This is a genomic window from Paenibacillus sp. UNC496MF (assembly GCF_900113915.1).
Taxonomy (GTDB): domain Bacteria; phylum Bacillota; class Bacilli; order Paenibacillales; family Paenibacillaceae; genus Paenibacillus_Z; species Paenibacillus_Z artemisiicola.
Window position 1 is genome coordinate 169,754 of the sequence record NZ_FORE01000013.1, and the last position, 15,857, is coordinate 185,610.

General features: G+C 62.8%; 13 protein-coding genes. 3 read left to right on the forward strand and 10 right to left on the reverse strand.

What is annotated here, in order from left to right; genetic code table 11:
- Position 1: 1 nt before the first annotated feature.
- The 3 genes from BMZ79_RS23795 to BMZ79_RS23800 all read right to left on the reverse strand — a co-directional run bounded on the left by BMZ79_RS23795 (position 2) and on the right by BMZ79_RS23800 (position 5,200).
- Entirely contained in the window at positions 2–3,358 is a 3,357-nt protein-coding gene (locus BMZ79_RS23795) for a S8 family serine peptidase (protein WP_177222295.1), read from the reverse strand.
- A gap of 682 nt (positions 3,359–4,040) precedes the next feature.
- Positions 4,041–4,205 (reverse strand): hypothetical protein, encoded by a 165-nt coding sequence (locus BMZ79_RS34420; RefSeq protein ID WP_177222296.1) that lies wholly within the window; start codon positions 4,203–4,205, stop codon positions 4,041–4,043.
- Between the two features lie 122 nt (positions 4,206–4,327).
- Complete coding sequence (locus BMZ79_RS23800; RefSeq protein ID WP_090644828.1) at positions 4,328–5,200, reverse strand: sugar phosphate isomerase/epimerase family protein; 873 nt, start codon at positions 5,198–5,200, stop codon at positions 4,328–4,330.
- Between the two features lie 221 nt (positions 5,201–5,421).
- Between BMZ79_RS23800 and BMZ79_RS23805 the strand changes: the two genes are divergently transcribed.
- Complete coding sequence (locus BMZ79_RS23805; RefSeq protein WP_090644831.1) at positions 5,422–6,807, forward strand: mandelate racemase/muconate lactonizing enzyme family protein; 1,386 nt, start codon at positions 5,422–5,424, stop codon at positions 6,805–6,807.
- A 237-nt stretch (positions 6,808–7,044) separates the two neighbouring features.
- Complete coding sequence (locus BMZ79_RS23810; RefSeq protein WP_090644833.1) at positions 7,045–7,335, forward strand: hypothetical protein; 291 nt, start codon at positions 7,045–7,047, stop codon at positions 7,333–7,335.
- Positions 7,336–7,483: 148 nt separating this feature from the next.
- Here BMZ79_RS23810 and BMZ79_RS23815 read toward each other — a convergent pair whose 3' ends face one another.
- From BMZ79_RS23815 to BMZ79_RS23830, 4 genes are all read right to left on the reverse strand, one after another.
- Positions 7,484–8,446 (reverse strand): mannonate dehydratase, encoded by a 963-nt coding sequence (locus BMZ79_RS23815; protein ID WP_090644836.1) that lies wholly within the window; start codon positions 8,444–8,446, stop codon positions 7,484–7,486.
- Between the two features lie 180 nt (positions 8,447–8,626).
- A complete protein-coding gene (locus tag BMZ79_RS23820) occupies positions 8,627–9,967 on the reverse strand; it encodes an ABC transporter substrate-binding protein (protein ID WP_090644839.1) in 1,341 nt (446 codons plus the stop codon).
- Positions 9,968–10,006: 39 nt separating this feature from the next.
- Positions 10,007–10,837 (reverse strand): carbohydrate ABC transporter permease, encoded by an 831-nt coding sequence (locus BMZ79_RS23825; RefSeq protein WP_090644843.1) that lies wholly within the window; start codon positions 10,835–10,837, stop codon positions 10,007–10,009.
- A complete protein-coding gene (locus BMZ79_RS23830; protein ID WP_090644846.1) occupies positions 10,834–11,757 on the reverse strand; it encodes a carbohydrate ABC transporter permease in 924 nt (307 codons plus the stop codon). Before BMZ79_RS23830 ends, BMZ79_RS23825 begins: the two co-directional genes overlap by 4 nt.
- Positions 11,758–12,115: 358 nt before the next feature.
- Here BMZ79_RS23830 and BMZ79_RS23835 point away from each other — a divergent pair, with 358 nt between their 5' ends.
- On the forward strand, positions 12,116–13,024 hold the full coding sequence (locus tag BMZ79_RS23835; RefSeq protein ID WP_090644850.1) for an RraA family protein: 909 nt from the start codon (positions 12,116–12,118) through the stop codon (positions 13,022–13,024).
- Positions 13,025–13,127: 103 nt separating this feature from the next.
- Here the strand turns inward: BMZ79_RS23835 and BMZ79_RS23840 are convergent, their stop codons facing one another.
- The 3 genes from BMZ79_RS23840 to BMZ79_RS23850 form a co-directional block, all read right to left on the reverse strand.
- Complete coding sequence (locus tag BMZ79_RS23840; protein ID WP_256253062.1) at positions 13,128–14,285, reverse strand: helix-turn-helix domain-containing protein; 1,158 nt, start codon at positions 14,283–14,285, stop codon at positions 13,128–13,130.
- Positions 14,286–14,369: 84 nt separating this feature from the next.
- Positions 14,370–15,041, reverse strand: coding sequence for a GntR family transcriptional regulator (locus tag BMZ79_RS23845; RefSeq protein ID WP_090644856.1), 672 nt, complete (start codon positions 15,039–15,041; stop codon positions 14,370–14,372).
- Between the two features lie 280 nt (positions 15,042–15,321).
- The gene (locus tag BMZ79_RS23850; protein WP_090644860.1) at positions 15,322–15,807 is read right to left on the reverse strand and encodes a DinB family protein; all 486 of its coding nucleotides are present in this window, start codon (positions 15,805–15,807) and stop codon (positions 15,322–15,324) included.
- Between the last annotated feature and the right edge of the window lie 50 nt (positions 15,808–15,857).

Genomic DNA, 15,857 nt, shown 5'->3' on the forward strand with positions numbered 1-15,857 from the left:
TCTATTCGGCGGCGATCGCCACGGCATCGAGCGAAACGACCGTTCCGCGCGACAGCGGGTTCTTCTCGCCCAAATTGACGATTTTCAGCGCATGCTTGCCCGGAGACAGCGTCCCCGACTCGAAGACGACGGCGCGATCGCGGTCCGCGGCTTCGTACAGATCGATCGCGTCCGGCGTTGCCAGCTCGCCGTCGATATAGACGTTGGCCTTGCCCCGGTCTTTGCCGACGTTCGCGTAGACCGTCGCCTTCGTGCCCTCGAACGTCACCGTCGCGCTGCTGCCCGCTTGCGCCGAGTAGGCGGACTTGCCGCCGAAATGCTTCGCGCCGTACGTCATCGTCCACTGTCCCGCGAACGCCACGCCGTAATCGCTCTCCTGCAGCAGGCGCTTCACGTCGAAGGCGTCGACGTTGATGAACGTCGGGTCGGATTTCTTGGCCTTCGGATCGTGCTTGCCGGTCCACACGATCTTGACCGCGTGCCGCCCGTCCGGCAGCTGCTTCTCGAACACGGTCTGCTTGTCGAGCGGCTTGGCGGCATACAGCGACGGCGACGCCGCCAGCTTGCCGTCCACGTACACGCCGGCGATGCCCTGCTTCGGATTCTTCGAGCCGATCCAGGCGAAATAGCTGCCGTCGAACGCGAATTCCACGCTGCCTTCCGCGTCGATCTGCTTCATGCTGCCGCCCGTGTAGGCGCCGCCCGTCATGGACGTCCAATTGCCGGCGAACGCCAGCGACTTGCTCGTATCCTCGTATCCGCCGATGCCGTTGGCCGTCGCGAACGCCAGCGTGTACGCGCCTTTGCCCTTATGCGCATAGACGTCGACGTAATACGTCCCGCTTCGCGTCACCTTATAGGCGATCGACTCCTTGGAGGTCTTCTCGTTCTCCGAATACGCCAGCAGATTCGCGTTCGACTCGACGGTCGCCGCTTCCGGGGCATACAGATACAGATCGAAATCGGTACCCGCGCCGCCCGTCAGCGCGAGGCTGACCTCCTCGCCGGCGTGGAGCTCCGCCGCGAATACGTCGTTCCGGTCGGCCGCGTCGTCGAGCCGGTTGGATACGCTGCCGCCCGGGAAAGGCGTGCCCGGCACGTCGTCGTCGGACAGCGCTTGATACGCGTTGATCAAGCGTCCGCTCGCCGTCTTGCCCATGAGCGAGCTGAGGCGCGTGCCGCTGTTGACGACCCGCTGTTTCGCCGCGAGCGCGCTCAGCGATTCGTCCTGGCTCAGCACGAGCGCCGCCGCTCCCGCCGCTTGCGCGGCCGCGATGTCGGTGCCCCGCGCATAGGCATAGCTGCTGCCCTCGAAATCCTCCGCGATGCTCATCAAGTCGATTTTGGCGATCGAAGGATCGCGCGAAATGATCCAGTTGTAGCTGTCCTTGTCCTCGTCCAGCGGGTACTCCTTGTACGCGTAGATCGTATCCGGCAAGCCGACCGCTGTGTCGTAGAAGTACTGGTTCACGAACGCCAAATGCAGCACGTCCTTGACGAACGGCGTATCGATGATGCTCGAGGCCTCTTCGCCTCCCTCCTCCGTCGGGCCGTTCAAGACGTTGGTGCCCGTCAGCATCAGATGGCCGCCGCCTTGGATGAAATCGGTCAAGCTGCCGCGGTCGTTCTCCGTCAGATTGGAGACGTAGTACCGGTCCGCCATGCCCGTGAACCAAATGACCGCGTCATAATCCCGCATCTGCTGCGCGGAAGGGCCGTCACCGCCGTCCGGCGCGGACTGCACGACATCCACTTGACCGGCGTAATCCGCCAGCAGGTCCGTGTACTTCGCCAGCTTGCTGGAGCTCGGGATCTCCGTGTAGTTGGACAGATCGTCCTGCACGAGCAAGATCTTCTTGTCCGGGTCGTACTTGGACGCCCCGAGGTAATCCATGGCCGCGTCGAACGCGTCCTGGCGGTAGTCGTAGTCCGCGTCCTCGTCGTCCAGGATGTTCTCGAACGCGATGCCGTTGAAGATTACCTTGGAGCCGTTCGCGGGGTCCGCGATCTCCGCGGCGAGGCCCGGATTCGACACCGGCACGGTCGCCGCGACCGCTTCGCCCGGAGCGGCGACGTCGACGGATTTGTAGCCGGTATTGGCGTAAGCCGCGAGGCGGCCTTCGTTGTCGATGCCGGTGACCGAGAGGATGTTCGGGCTGTCGAAGGACGCCGGGTAGGACGGAATGCCGTCCGTATTCACGCCGTAATCGCCGGAGCCGGCGACGAAGAGCATGGACGAGGCGTCGATGGCGTCCTTGAGCGCCTGGCTGTAGTCGTACGATTCCGCGTTCAGGTAGGCGATCTGCGCGCCGTTCGTCTCCGCGTAGGCGATGGCCTTGATCAGATCCGAGACGTAGCCGTATCCCCCGCCGACGTACTTCACGGGCATGATCGTCACGTCAGGCGCGACGCCCGCCAAGCCGGTGCCGTTATTCGCGGCGGCCGAGATGAGGCCGGCCACGGCCGTGCCGTGCGCGTCGCCGTCGATCTCGCTGTACGTCTCGTTGCTGCCGCCCGCGAAGTTCCAGCCATGGACGTCGTCGACGAATCCGTTGCCGTCGTCGTCGATCCCGTTGCCGGCCCGCTCCTTCGGATGGGTCCAGATGCTGCCCGCCAAGTCCGGATGGTCGGGCTGCACGCCGGTGTCGATGACGGCGACCGTGACGTCCGGGCTTCCCTGCGACACGGTCCAGGCTTCCGGAGCCTTGACGTCGAGTCCGGCCGGGCCGGGATGTCCCTCCAGCAGCGGGTCGTTGTAGTTGAACGGCGGGACTTGCCCCGTGTTGCGGAGCGCCCATTGCAGCGGGAAGTATGTATCGTCGGGCGAGCCGGCCTCCGGCGCTTTAACCGCCTTGGCCGCCTTCGCGTCCTTCGCCGGTGCGGACGCCTGCGCGCCTTCCGTCCGCAAGCGCGAAGCGTTGATTCGGAAGTCGGGCTCGGCGAAGAGGACGTTCGGATCCTTGTTCAGCGCTTCGAGCACCTGCGCCGTATCGGCCGGGTTCGCGAGCTGGACGAGCGAGGCGCCCGCCCCCGGAAGCGAGAGGCTGCCCTTCGTCTTGGCGGACGGAAGGATCGACGCCGAAGCCGCGCGGAAGCCGGGCTTGTACTTCACGATGATCCGGCCGCCGGACGCGGCCGCGGCCGCTTTTCCGGGCAGGACGGGCTTCTCGGCGGCGTTCGGCTCGCCGGCGCGGGGCGCGACCTGCACCGCGTTTTCTTTCGGCGCCGTTTCGGCGGTCCAGGCGCTTTTCCTCGCGTCCGTCCCGGCCGCCCGCACGAGCGCGGGACTTGCCGATCCGATCAGCAGCGACGAGAACGCCGCGATCGCGATCGACTTCTTTACCAGTTCTCTTTTCAAGTTGTCACCCTCCAGATAAGCCGTAATAAGACGTTTGCGTGCATGGGACGAGCGGGTTCCGGCTGCAGGCTCACCTGCCTTTCGCGGCGAAGCTATCAAAAGCGATAATTTTCGAGAGAATTGTAACATAGTACAAATTTACTGACAATAAATAATTACTATTTTCTGTTAAAATGCTTACATGGCGAATAGAATATGGGACCAGAATCCGAGAAAAAAAATGTCACATGCATGTCATTGTTATGATATGTCTTGTCGATTTTTGTTATTGAAACCGTATACACTCTATTGGCTCATGCAGTTACTCAAGTAAAGCGTTAATTAATTAGAGCGGTTTATCGAAATTAGTAACGTATTATGTCATAATTAGTGATTTATACCCTCCCTTTTTATAGAATCCTGCCTCCACATCATCAATAGAGTTCGGAAGAGAAACAGATGGAACGGCGTTTAAATTCAAGATAAAATTATACAAATAGTACAAACTGTGTCCCGCCTATTCCATGCCATCCGAATCTCCCGCCCGCCGCCGACGCCTTCCGGAGAACGCAAAAAAGCCCAAGCCTCGGCTTGGGCCCGCCGCCCTTTCGCACGGCATGGATATCGATTATACGGCGATGATGCGCTGCGTCTCCCCCGATTCGCGAGAAAGTCCCGGAAGCGCTTGCACGACGCCGCGCGGTCAGTCCGAATACGCGATGACCTGCACCAGCTCGTTGAGCGTATCCAAGCTTCTTCTGGAATCGTCCACGTGGTCGGCCAAGGAATCCAGCCGTTTGCTGATCACGCCTAGCTCGGATTTGATTTCTTTCAGCACGGCAATCAAGCGTTCCTCGAAGTCGGTCATGGTCATCCCCTCTTTTCGGGCGGTATACAGAAGTATATGACCGACGACGCGAGAGTTGCCCGAAAATTCGCTGGGCGCGGACGATGGCCCGCGCCAGCCTTAACCGCCCTCGGGAACCGCAATCAGGCTTCTTCCCACAGCGCGCGGAGGTTGTCCATCGCGATGCGCGAGGCCCGCTTGCATTCCTCCATGCCCTCGAACTCGATCGTGATATTCCCGTCGTAGCCGGACTGCTTGATCAGCTTGACGATGCGGCGCAGCGGGATGTCGCCGTGCCCGACGATCGCGCCGCGCAGGTAGTTGCCGTTGCTCGTGCGGAACCAATCCCCGCCGCCCGGGGGCTCGTCGAACGGCCGGAAGTAGAAGTCCTTGAAGTGGACCAGCGACGCGTACGGCAGGTTCTTCATGACGCCGATGACCGGATTCTCGTCCACGCACATGAAATTGCCGACGTCGAGCGTCGTCTTGAAGTTCGGGCGGTCCACCGCCTGGAGCACCCGCTGCACGCGATCGCTCGCTTGCACGCTGAAGCCGTGGTTTTCGATCGTCGTCGTGATGCCGAACTCGGCCGCGTAATCGGCGATGATCCGGCTGCCCTTGACGATGAGCGGCAGGCTTTCCTCGAACCAGCGGATCGTCATCTGCGCCGGCTCGATCGTGAAGGCCGTCACGTCGTGGCGCATATGCGTCATGCCGAGCCGGCGCACGAGATCGACGTGCGTCTTCACGCGGGCCATCTCCGCCTCGAAGGCTTCTTCGTCCGGCTGCACGAAGTTCGCCGGCATGGAGTAGTTCGACAGCTCGATGCCGGCCGCCTTCGCCCGCTCGCGGACCGCGTCCGCCAATTCGGGGTTGTCGACGAGGGTGAAGCCGTACGGCACCATCTCCATATGCTCCCCGCCGTTCTCGGCGATCCAGTCGATCGCGTCCAGCACGGTCATCTCTCCGGCCTTCAGCGCATTCAGCAGACTGTACGTGCTCAATCCGATTTTCATCCCGTTCCCGCCTTTCCTCCCATGGATTCGCCTCTTATTCTAGCATGCGTTCGCCCGCCGTCCCACTGCAAAATGCCGCCGCGCCGCCCCGCTTGCCCGAACCGGAAAAATCCGACGAAAAATCCAACGAAATCGTAACTTTACGGCATCGCCCCCGGCGCCGCGTTTCTCTAAGATGGAGAGGGAAACGGGAATCCAACGTCCGAAGGGGGAATCCATGCATGAACGAGCAAACGTACGAAGAAACGCTGGCGCACGTGAGCGGGCATTCGAAGCCGTCGGAGCTCCGCATCACCGATATCCGGTTCGCCGACATCGTCGGCGCGCCGTTCCACAGCAGCTTGATCAAGGTATACACGAACCAGGGCCTGGTCGGCTTCGGCGAAGTGCGCGACGGCGCGGACAAGGTGTACGCCCAGCTGCTCAAGGGCCGGCTGATCGGGGAAAATCCGTGCAGCGTCGACAAGCTGTTCCGCCGCATCAAGCAGTTCGGCGGCCATGCGCGCCAAGGCGGCGGCGTGAGCGGCATCGAGATCGCGCTGTGGGACCTCGCGGGCAAAGCCTACGGCGTGCCCGTCTATCAAATGCTCGGCGGCCGGTTCCGCGACCGGATCCGCATGTATTGCGATACGGACGTCGTCGACAAGGCGACGGGCACGGCGATGGGCGCGGCGCTGAAGAAGCGGATGGACGCCGGCTTCACGTTCCTGAAGATGGACCTCGGCATCGGCCAGCTGATCCACGAGCCCGGCACGCTGAGCGCGCCGCTCGGCTTCCTCGAGGAGATGCGCGCGAAGTCCCGCGACCGGTACCGGCAAAATTACGACGGCCTGACCGACGCCGAGCTCCGGCACATCGTCAACCGCCATTACGATATCTACAACATTCCGCACCCCTTTACCGGCATTCACGTGACGGAGAAGGGGCTGGACATGCTGGAGCAGTACGTGGCGGACGTGCGCGCGGTCATCGGCGATCAGGTGCCGCTCGCCATCGACCATTTCGGCCATATCGGCCTGGAGGACTGCATCAAGCTCGGCCGCCGCGTCGACAAGTTCAACTTGGCGTGGATGGAAGACATGATTCCGTGGCAGTACACGGAGCAGTACGCGAGGCTGGCGCGCGCGGTGACGACGCCGGTCTGCACGGGCGAGGACATTTACCTGAAGGAAAACTTCCGGCCGCTGCTCGAAGCCGGCGGCGTCTCCGTCATCCATCCCGACGTTCTGACCGCGGGCGGCATCCTGGAGACGAAGAAAATCGGCGACATGGCGCAGGACTACGGCGTCGCGATGGCCATTCACATGGCGGAAAGCCCCATCGCCTGCCTGGCGGCGGCGCACGTGGCGGCGGCGACGGAAAATTTCCTCGCCCTCGAATACCATTCCTGCGAGGTGGAATGGTGGGACGACATCGTCGTCGGAAGCCGGCTTCCGAAGAAGCTGGTGCAGCAGGGCTTCATCGAAATGACCGACGCGCCCGGCCTCGGCATCGACGACTTGAACGACGAGGTGCTCGCGGCGCATCTGCACCCCGACCTTCCGGGCTTGTGGGAGTCGACCGACCAGTGGAACAAGTTCCATTCCAACGACCGGCTCTGGAGCTAGGCCGGCGCGCGGACGCAAGCCAAGCAGGCAAGAACCCCCTTCCGGTTCGGAAAGGGGGTTCTTGCCTTTGGCGGCCCGCATCGGCCGCCCGGCCGCGGCAGGTCCGGGATCCGGCCATTCGGCGCGGGGTCAAGCGGCGGCAGCCGTCCGGCGCGGATAACCGACTATTGACCGCGGCAGGTCCCATGCGATACGATTTACAGGAATTGGAAGTCAATAGGGAGGCGTGAGTTCGATATGACGGGTTCGAAAGCGTTGAAGTGGACGACGGGGGTTTGCGAGCTGCTGCTGGCGATTCCCTTATTGGGCGCCGTGATCATCATCGGAACAAGCTATGCGCCGCTCTTCATCATGTTCGTGCTGCATCTGGTCGCGCTGGTGCTCTCGATTCAAAACCGCGAAGCCAAGTACGGCTCGGTCATGGGTCTGATTACGTGCGCCTTGGGGTGGATCCCGTTCCTCGGATGGCTCCTGCATCTGGTGACCGGCATCCTGCTCCTGGTCAGCGCGGCGAAGCGCGACGCGTAGCGCGCGACGCCCGGATGGGCCGCGGCGCGCGCGTCTCGCGCAAAAAAGACGATTCCCGGATCGCCCGCGTCATTCGCGCCGATCCGGGAATCGCCTCCCGTTTGCCTATTGCCCCTTGCCGCTTGCCGCGCTTACCGCTCTCGTCGCCTCAGCCGGCCGAGGCGGCTTCCATCAAGCCGTTGATGTACCCGATGCCGTAGAGCCGGCCGAGCAGCTCGTAGCCCGGGTTGCCGTTGTCCTCGCCGGCCATCGTCGGCACGTGGTCCGGCCGCGCGGGTCCGCTATAGCCGACCTCGTAGTACGTCCGCATCGCTTCGAGCATGTTCGTTTTCCCGTCGTCGTGGAACGTCTCCTCGAACTTCTCCGGCGTGCCCTTCACGTCGCGGAAGTGGACGAAGAACAGCTTGTCCTGCTTGGCGAAATCGCGGATGACCCGCGGGATGTCGTCGCCGGCCGTCGCCAGCGTCCCTTGGCACAGCGTGATGCCGTTGCACGGGCTCGGCACGAGGTCGATCGCGCGCTGCAGGGCGGCCGCGCTGCGCAGAATGCGCGAGACCCCGCGAATCGGCGTGATCGGCGGATCGTCCGGGTGCAGCGCCAGCTTCACCTTCGCTTCCTCGGCGACGGGCACGATCCGTTCCATGAAGTAATGCAGATTCTCCCACAGCTGCTCCTCCGACACGACGCCCGCTTCCGTGAGCGGCGCGTTCTTCATCAGGCTGTGATCGTAGCTCGAGACCAGCGCCCCGCCGCGCGACATCGTCGTCGTGGACGTGCGGAACCAGTTGAACTGCGCCATGAAATTGTAGCAGAGCACCGGGATGCCGGCCGCCCCCATGTTGACCAGGAACTTCTGGAATTGCTCGATCTCTTCGTCGCGGCCCGCCGTGCCGAGCTTGATCCGGTTGCTCGGCGGCATCGATTCGATGACGAGCAGCTCGAGGCCATGATCGGCGTACCGCTGCTTCATCCGAACGAGCGGCATCAGATCCCAAGGCTTCTCGTTCGTCTCCTCCCAGGGCAAGCCCCCGACCGCGTAATTCACGTTCATCTGCTTCGCCAGCTGCCACAGCCGGGACGGCTGCGACGAGAAAAATTCCGCAAGCTGCATAGACGCAAGCTCCTTCCGTTAGGTATCCGCCATCTTCCATCTTCCATCTTCCATCAACCCTCTGCCACTTGCCTTCTGTTATCTTCCTTCCGCCATGAAGGCGCGGCGGCGGACGGGCGCCCGGACCGGCATGCCGGCCGGACGGGAGCCGATCGTGCCGGCGCATCGGCTCCGGCGGGTTTACGAGCCGGCCTTCGCCGCCAGCTCCGTGCCCATTTTGTTGATTTTGTCGTACGCGGCTTCGATCGACTGCTGCCCGTACGTCACCGCCTGCATTTCCTTGTTGTACGTGTCCACCCACTCCGAGAAGCCCGCCGCGGCGGAATAGAACGGCAGCGCCTTCTCCACCGAGAGGTCGTAGATCTCCTTGCCGAGCTTGTCCTTCTGCGCCAGCGTCGGCTCGAGCTCCTTGTAGATCTCGGGATTGATCGGAATGCCGCGCGTCAGGCCGAGCGTCTTGCCCGCGTCCTTGTCGGTGATGAACCACTTCACGAAGCGCTTCGCGTCGTCCTTATGCTTCGAGTTCGCGCTGACGCTCAGGAAGATCGTCGACTGCGCCCAGCCCCCGCCGGAAGGACCCGTCGGCATGTTCACGACGCCGACCTTGCCGGGCATGAGCTGCTCCAGGGCGCTGACCGAGCCCGTCGTGGCGCCGCGGGTCATGACCACGCCGGACGCCATCGGGTCGGCCTGCGGGTCGTTCTCGAGGAAGGCGGCGGCCTTCTCCGCCGGCGGCACGATCTTGTCCTTGCGGAAATCCGCGTACGTCTCGTAGAACTTCATGAACAGCTCCTTGTCGAGCGTGAACGTCTTGCCCCCGTCGGCCATGACCGGCGGCTTGCCCATCGACGTCTGGTACATATTGAACCCGTCCCAGGACGTCGTGTCGCCGATCGGGTATTTGCCCTCCGGCAGCTTCGCGCGGGCATCCCTGGCCCATTGGAAATACTCGTCGTACGTCCAGTTCTGCTGCGGAAGCGGAATGCCGTACTGCTCCAGCTCCGTCTTGTTGAACGCGATGCCTTGCGCGTTCTGGCTGAGCGGAATGCCGTATAGCTTATCGCCGATTTTCAGGTTCTCCACGACCTTGGGATCGACGATGCCGCTCAGGTCGACGTCGGACAGATCCTCCAGCTGCCCGCGCGCCACGTACTCCTGAATGTACGCCGCGTCCATCTGCAGGACGTCCGGAATCGACTTGGACGCCGCCAGCGTCGGCAGCTTCTGCCAATACGCGTCCCAGGCCATGAACTCGGGCTTGAAGGTCACGTTCGGATTCTGCTTCGTGTACAGCTCGAGCGCGCTCTTCGTGGCCGTGTGGCGCTCGTCCGGCCCCCACCACATCATGCCCAGCGTGACCGGCTCCGCGGCCTTCGTCTCCTCGCCGTTGCCATCGGTGCCGGCATTGCCGTTCGCCGCTCCGTTCCCGCCGTCGTTCCCCCCTCCGCTGCTGCACGCCGTCGCCGCAAGCAGCAGCGCCAGCCCCGTTAATAGCAGTCCCGCCGGCTTTCCTCTTCTCATCACTCGCAATCCCCTCTCTTTGATTCGTGTATTGGACCGCTAGCCTTTCAGCCCGGTCGTGGCGATGCCCTCGACGAAATACTTCTGCGCGAACAGAAAGATCAGGACGGAAGGCAGAATGGACAACAGCGACATCGCGAGCAGCTGTCCCCATTGGATGTCGAATTGGTCGATGAACATGCGCAGCGCGAGGCCGACGGTGAACTTGTCGACGGAGCTGATGTACAGCACCTGCGCGAAGAAGTCGTCCCAGCTCCAGATGAAGGTGAAGATCGCGACCGTCACGAGCGCGGGCTTGATGAGCGGCAGCACGATCCGGAAGAAGATGCCGTACACCGACGTGCCGTCGATCTTCGCCGCCTCGTCCAGATCGCGGGGGATGCCGCGGATGAACTGCACGAGCAGGAAGATGAAGAACGCCCCGCCGCCGAAGAAATGCGGCAGCACGAGCGGCACGTAGCTGTCCACCCAGCCCAGCTTGTTGAACAGGATGTACTGCGGCACCACCGTCACCTGGCCGGGGAGCATCATGGTGAGCAGCAGAATCGAGAACCAGAAGCCCCGCAGCTTGAACCGCAGCCGGCTGAAGCCGTAGGCGACGAGCGCGGCCGTGAAGACGCCGCCGGCGACGTTGCCGAGCTCCATCAGCAGCGTGTTGCCGAAGAAGTGCGCGAACGTATAGTCCCCGGAGAAATGCCAGCCTTTGCTGTAGTTCTCCCACATCGGCGTCGCCGGCCAGATCGTCGGCAGGCTGAGCTCCGCCGTCTTCTTCAGCGACGCCCCGACCCACCAGATAACCGGATACAGCATCAAGAGGGAGAAGAGCGCCAGGAACAGGTGATGGGTTAGCTTGACGCGCGACGCGTTCATCCGTTCTTCCCTCCCGTTCCGTCCGACTCGTAGAACACCCAGTACCGCGAGGCCAAGAAATTCAGCACGGTCAGCGCGGCCACGATGAAGAGCAGAATCCAGGCCAGCGCGGAGGCGTAGCCCATCTGGTAATGCTTGAACGCCTTGTCGTACAGGTACAGCGCGTAGACGTACGTGGAATTGATCGGGCCGCCCTTCGTGATGATGAACGCCGAGGTGAAGGTCTGGAACGAGCCGATGACGCCGAGCACCAGGTTGAAGAACATGACCGGCGACAGCATCGGCAGCGTGATGGAGACGAACTTGCGGAAGCGGCCGGCGCCGTCGACCGCGGCGGATTCGTACAGTTCCTGGGGAATCTGCTTGAGGCCCGCCAGGAAGATGACCATCGTCGAGCCGAACTGCCACGTGTTGAGCAGAATCAGCGTGCCGAGCGACGTGTCGGGGTTCGAGATCCAGCCGACGCCTTCAATGCCGAACCAGGCGAGCACCTGGTTGACGTAGCCGTCGAGGCCGAACATGTTGCGCCAGAGCGCGGCTACCGCGATGCTGCCCCCGATCAGGGACGGGAAGTAGATCGCCGTCCGGTAGACGTTCATGCCCCGGATGTTCTTGCTGAGCGCCATCGCCACGAGCAGCGAGAAGAACAGCTTGAGCGGAACCGAGACGAGCACGAACGTGAACGTCACGCCGAGCGATTGGACGAAGGTCGCGTCGTTCGTGAAGATGTTCTTGTAATTGGCCGTTCCCGTCCACACGGGCGCCTCGAGCAGCGAATACTCCGTGAACGACAAATAGAAGGATTGCGCGATGGGCCAGAGCGTCAGCAGAAAAAAGCCGAGCAGCCACGGGGAAATGAACGCATAACCCGCCAGATTGGTTTCGCCCTTGTTCCTGCGACGTTTCCCGGGCGCCGTCATCGCCTCCGCGCCGGGTGCTAGGGATAACGCGTCAGAAGCCACCTTGTATCTCCTCCTCCGATAATCGAATGGATCGCCCGTGCCTGGGCGCTTCTTAACTTTACCGAAAGCGGTTTCATTGCAAAAGGCGAAGAAATTACGAATTTGTTGGATTATTTTAGCGATCTTTTTCAACCGGCTTTCGTCCCCGCCCGGCCGGCCGGGAGGGGGGGAATAATTATGCGTTTCGCGCGAAATGCCGTAAAAATGCCGCATCGACAAACGCCGGGTTCTCCCTAACAATAGAAGCGAGAACCGGCGGCGCCCGCGACCGGCATGGCCGCATGCGCCGTCAAATCGAGGGAATGAGGTGCGCCAGATGAAATTCGACAATCCGGAAGACATCGTCCAGCTTACGCCGCTCTGGGAAGGGGAACGGTTTCCGAACGGCCGGCCGAAGGTGCCCGCGGACGTGCTGCGGCGGATGCGGAAGATTACGCTCGAGGAAGCGTGGGGCCCGTTATGGAACCGGGGCTACGCCTTTCAATTCGAGGGGGATTTCAAAATCGTCCATCCCGATCAAGTCATGGTCGGCCGGGCGGTGACGGCCGTCATGGTGCCGCAGCGTCCCGATCTGCACGAGACGCTGCTGCGCTACGGGCATGAGCAGGAAGGCCGCAAGGGCTTCTTCAACCAATGGGTCATCGACTCGCTCGTCGAGGACGACGTCGCCGTCGTCGACATGTTCGACAAGGTACATCTGGGCACGTACGTCGGAGGCAACCTGTCGACCGCGATTTCGACCCGGACGAAGCGCGGCGGCGCCGTGATCTGGGGCGGCATCCGGGACAATCAGCAGGTGGCCCAGATCGACAACATCAATATTTATTACCGCGGAAGCGACCCGACCGCCATCGCGGAGGTCACGATGACGGGCATGAACGTGCCCGCGCGCATCGGCAAGGCGATCTGCCTGCCCGGCGACGTCGTGCTCGGCACGCCGGCCGGCGTGATCTTCATCCCGCCGCACCTGGCGGAGCTGACGGTCGCGCAGGCGGAGAAATCGCAGGTGCGCGACGTCTTCGGCTTCGTCCGGCTCCGGGAAGGCGTCTATTCGACCGCCCAGATCGACGCGCCGTGGACGACCGCCTTGATGCGGGATTTCGTGACCTGGTTCGAGAACGATCCGGCCGCGCGGGAATATCGGCACTTGACGTGGGAACACGAACTGGCCGAAGCCGCGAAGCGGGACGCCGAGGGCGGCAGCCGGCACGACGTGCGGCTGTAACGGGCGCCTCGGGCCGGACCGCGGCGATCGTGCCGCACGAGCAAAAGGACTTTGGAGCGCGGCCGCCGGGCCGTGTCCAAAGTCCTTTTCGTCGTTGCCGCGTTTACGCCATGCCGGCCGATTCCCGGTATTCCGTCGGGGACAGGCCGACCTTGCGCTTGAAGATTTGGCTGAAGTAGCGCGGATCGTGGTACCCGACCAGCTCGGCGACCTCGTAATTTTTGTAATGCGTGCCAACCAGCAGGCTCTTGGCCTTCTCGATGCGGATCTGCGTCAGATGCTCGATGAACGTCGTGCCGGTGTTCAGCTTGAAGAGCAGGCTGAGGTACGTCGGCGTCATGTAGACCTTCTGCGCCATCCGCTGCAGCGACGCGCCCCGGTAATCCTGCTCCATGTGCTGGATCGTCTTCTTGATGATGCTGCGGTGGCTCTCCTTCCGCTCGGGCAGCAGCGCGCTTCGGACGCCGGAGAGGAAGCTCGCGACGTACGCCTTGATCTCCCGCAGCGTCCGCAGCTTGACGACGGACAGGATCTCGCAGCGGCTGCAAGCGCTCTCATAATTCGCGTTGGGAAGCAGCTTCTTCTCGGCGCCGACCAAGAGGCGCGCCGTCAGCTCGTACATGGCCCGGATGTCGATCGGCCCCTCCGCGAGCAGCGCGTCGTAATACGCGTCCACGGCCGCCTCGATGTCCGCGTCGGCGTCCGCCGCCTTCAAGCCTTCGAGCAGCGCCTGCTCCAGCTCCTGCGTATCGTCGCGCGGCGCCGCGTACCGGGGCAGCTCCCCGTGCCGGATGACGTTGCCGGTTCCGCGGTAAAACGTATCCTGCAGCGCCCGCGACGCCTGCCGGTACGATTGATGGACGTCGCCGAGCAGGGCGCACGGCGCGCCGACGCCGACGCTCACCGGCACGCCGAACCGCTCGGCGACCAGCGACTGGACGGCTTCCAGCTGATCCGCGGACGCCCACGAGAACAGCAGCCCGATCCGGTGCCGGCCGTCCATGAACACGGCGCTCCCGCGGAATGCCCGCTGCTGCAGGTCGTCCCGCATGCGCTCGATGCGCTGCGCCTTCTCTTCCTCGTCGTCGCCTTGCGGCGGACACGGCTCGAACAACGCGATCGCGGGGTAAGTGAAATACGGATTCAGGCCCAGGCGGGTCAAGCCGTCCTTCGCGTTCGCGCTCTTCGGCATGCGTCCCAGCGCGAGATCCTGCAAAAACCGGTCCCGCATCCACGTCAAAATAACGTCTTCTTCATACAAAAGCCCTTCAGGAAGCATCGTCATGTCCCCTTTTGCGAAAGGATGTATGCCGGCCGGCTCGCCGCCGCCCCGTCTAAGATGCCGCTATTCCAACTCGATCTGCTTGTAGGCATGCATATGCTCGACGAACGCCGCCTCCGCCGCGTCCGGATCGCCCGAACGGAGGGCGTCGACGAGCAGCTGATGCCACTCGCCCAGCACGTTGGTCGTGTAATAGCGGTTGGAGATGGCCATGAACCGCATGACCTTGGTCCGCATGTGATTCCACAGCTCCAGAATGGCCTGGTTGTCGCAGCGCACGTAGAAGAAGCCGTGGAAATCCATGTCCAGCTCGAGGATGCGCAGCATCTCGTTCTGCCGGTGGGCGGCCTCCATGTCCGCGATAATGCGGTGGAGATAGCGGTAATCCTCTTCCGTCAGCGTCGGCATCGCCTGCCGGACGGCGAAGCCTTCGATAATCTCGCGCAGGACGAAAATATCCCGGATCTCCTTGGCGGCGATCGTCGAGACGACCGAGCCCTTGTTCGGCACGCCGGTGATCAAGCCTTCCTGCTTCAGCCGCTCCAGCGCCTCGCGCACCGGCGCCTGGCTGATTTGATGCCTGCCCGCGATGTCCATGACGATCAGGCGCGTGCCCGGCTGCAGCGTTCCGGCGAGAATGTCCCGCTTCAGGCCGGCGTACACGTGCTCGCTGATCGAATTGGTCGGATAGTCCGTCCGGTCGTGGATGATGGCGTTCACGGCTCCTTTATGCATTATCGATTATCGATAATCGATAATGCTGATGTAGCTCTATTATAGGGGCTGTCCCCGTGCGATACAACCGCTAATATTGCCGAAATTTGTCGGATGCGGTGGTTTTATGCTTGTGCGGCGTCGGATGGTTCGGAAAAAAGGAACCGGACCGAACAGCGCCGCCGTTCGGTCCGGTTCTCAAAATCGCTATTTTGTCCGGTATCGCATGCCGCCAACCGCTGCGCGAGGCCTCCCGCTTTCGATCGCCGGCCTCGCGCTTCGGGTGCCGGCCGCTCCCTTCCTACTCCAGGTCCGTGTTCGGCGGCTCGTACCCGAGCAGCCGCGCCATCGCCGCGATTTGCCCTTTGTGATGGAATTCGTGGGTCTCGGTATGGGTGAGCAGCCAAAGCGGCGTCGCGCTCCACTCCGGCTGCCACCTCACCTCGTTCGTAACGCTCTCCAGCATCCGCCCGTCGTACCGGTCCAGGAACCGGTCCACCGCTTCGTCCGCGCGCTTGAACCGGTCGCGGACCGCGCGAACGTCGGCTTCCGCGATCTCCTCCTTCGTCGCGAACGCGAAATCCGCCCGCTTCTGCCCGAAGGCGAACGAACCGAGCCAATACCGGTAACAATCGGCCACGTGTATATGCGTGCGAATGATGCTGCCGCTGCCGAAGCCCGGCACGTCGGCCCGCAGCTTCTCCGGCGGCAGCTCCCCGAGGAACGCGAACAAGGTTTCCCGCGTGATTCGAATGAGTCCGTATTGCGTCTTAAGCAGTTCCTGCATGCTTGATGCTCCCCTTCGGCAAAAGACAGCCGGATGCTCTGCCCGGCTGC

Excerpts from the sequence above, each read along its gene's own strand:
- BMZ79_RS23820 (WP_090644839.1), bottom strand. The coding sequence starts at position 9,967 with ATGAGAAGAGGAAAGCCGGCGGGACTGCTATTAACGGGGCTGGCGCTG.
- BMZ79_RS23845 (WP_090644856.1), bottom strand. The coding sequence starts at position 15,041 with ATGCATAAAGGAGCCGTGAACGCCATCATCCACGACCGGACGGACTAT.
- BMZ79_RS34420 (WP_177222296.1), bottom strand. The coding sequence starts at position 4,205 with ATGACCGACTTCGAGGAACGCTTGATTGCCGTGCTGAAAGAAATCAAA.
- BMZ79_RS23850 (WP_090644860.1), bottom strand. The coding sequence starts at position 15,807 with ATGCAGGAACTGCTTAAGACGCAATACGGACTCATTCGAATCACGCGG.
- BMZ79_RS23835 (WP_090644850.1), top strand. The coding sequence starts at position 12,116 with ATGAAATTCGACAATCCGGAAGACATCGTCCAGCTTACGCCGCTCTGG.
- BMZ79_RS23805 (WP_090644831.1), top strand. The coding sequence starts at position 5,422 with ATGAACGAGCAAACGTACGAAGAAACGCTGGCGCACGTGAGCGGGCAT.
- BMZ79_RS23825 (WP_090644843.1), bottom strand. The coding sequence starts at position 10,837 with ATGAACGCGTCGCGCGTCAAGCTAACCCATCACCTGTTCCTGGCGCTC.
- BMZ79_RS23830 (WP_090644846.1), bottom strand. The coding sequence starts at position 11,757 with ATGACGGCGCCCGGGAAACGTCGCAGGAACAAGGGCGAAACCAATCTG.
- BMZ79_RS23810 (WP_090644833.1), top strand. The coding sequence starts at position 7,045 with ATGACGGGTTCGAAAGCGTTGAAGTGGACGACGGGGGTTTGCGAGCTG.
- BMZ79_RS23800 (WP_090644828.1), bottom strand. The coding sequence starts at position 5,200 with ATGAAAATCGGATTGAGCACGTACAGTCTGCTGAATGCGCTGAAGGCC.
- BMZ79_RS23815 (WP_090644836.1), bottom strand. The coding sequence starts at position 8,446 with ATGCAGCTTGCGGAATTTTTCTCGTCGCAGCCGTCCCGGCTGTGGCAG.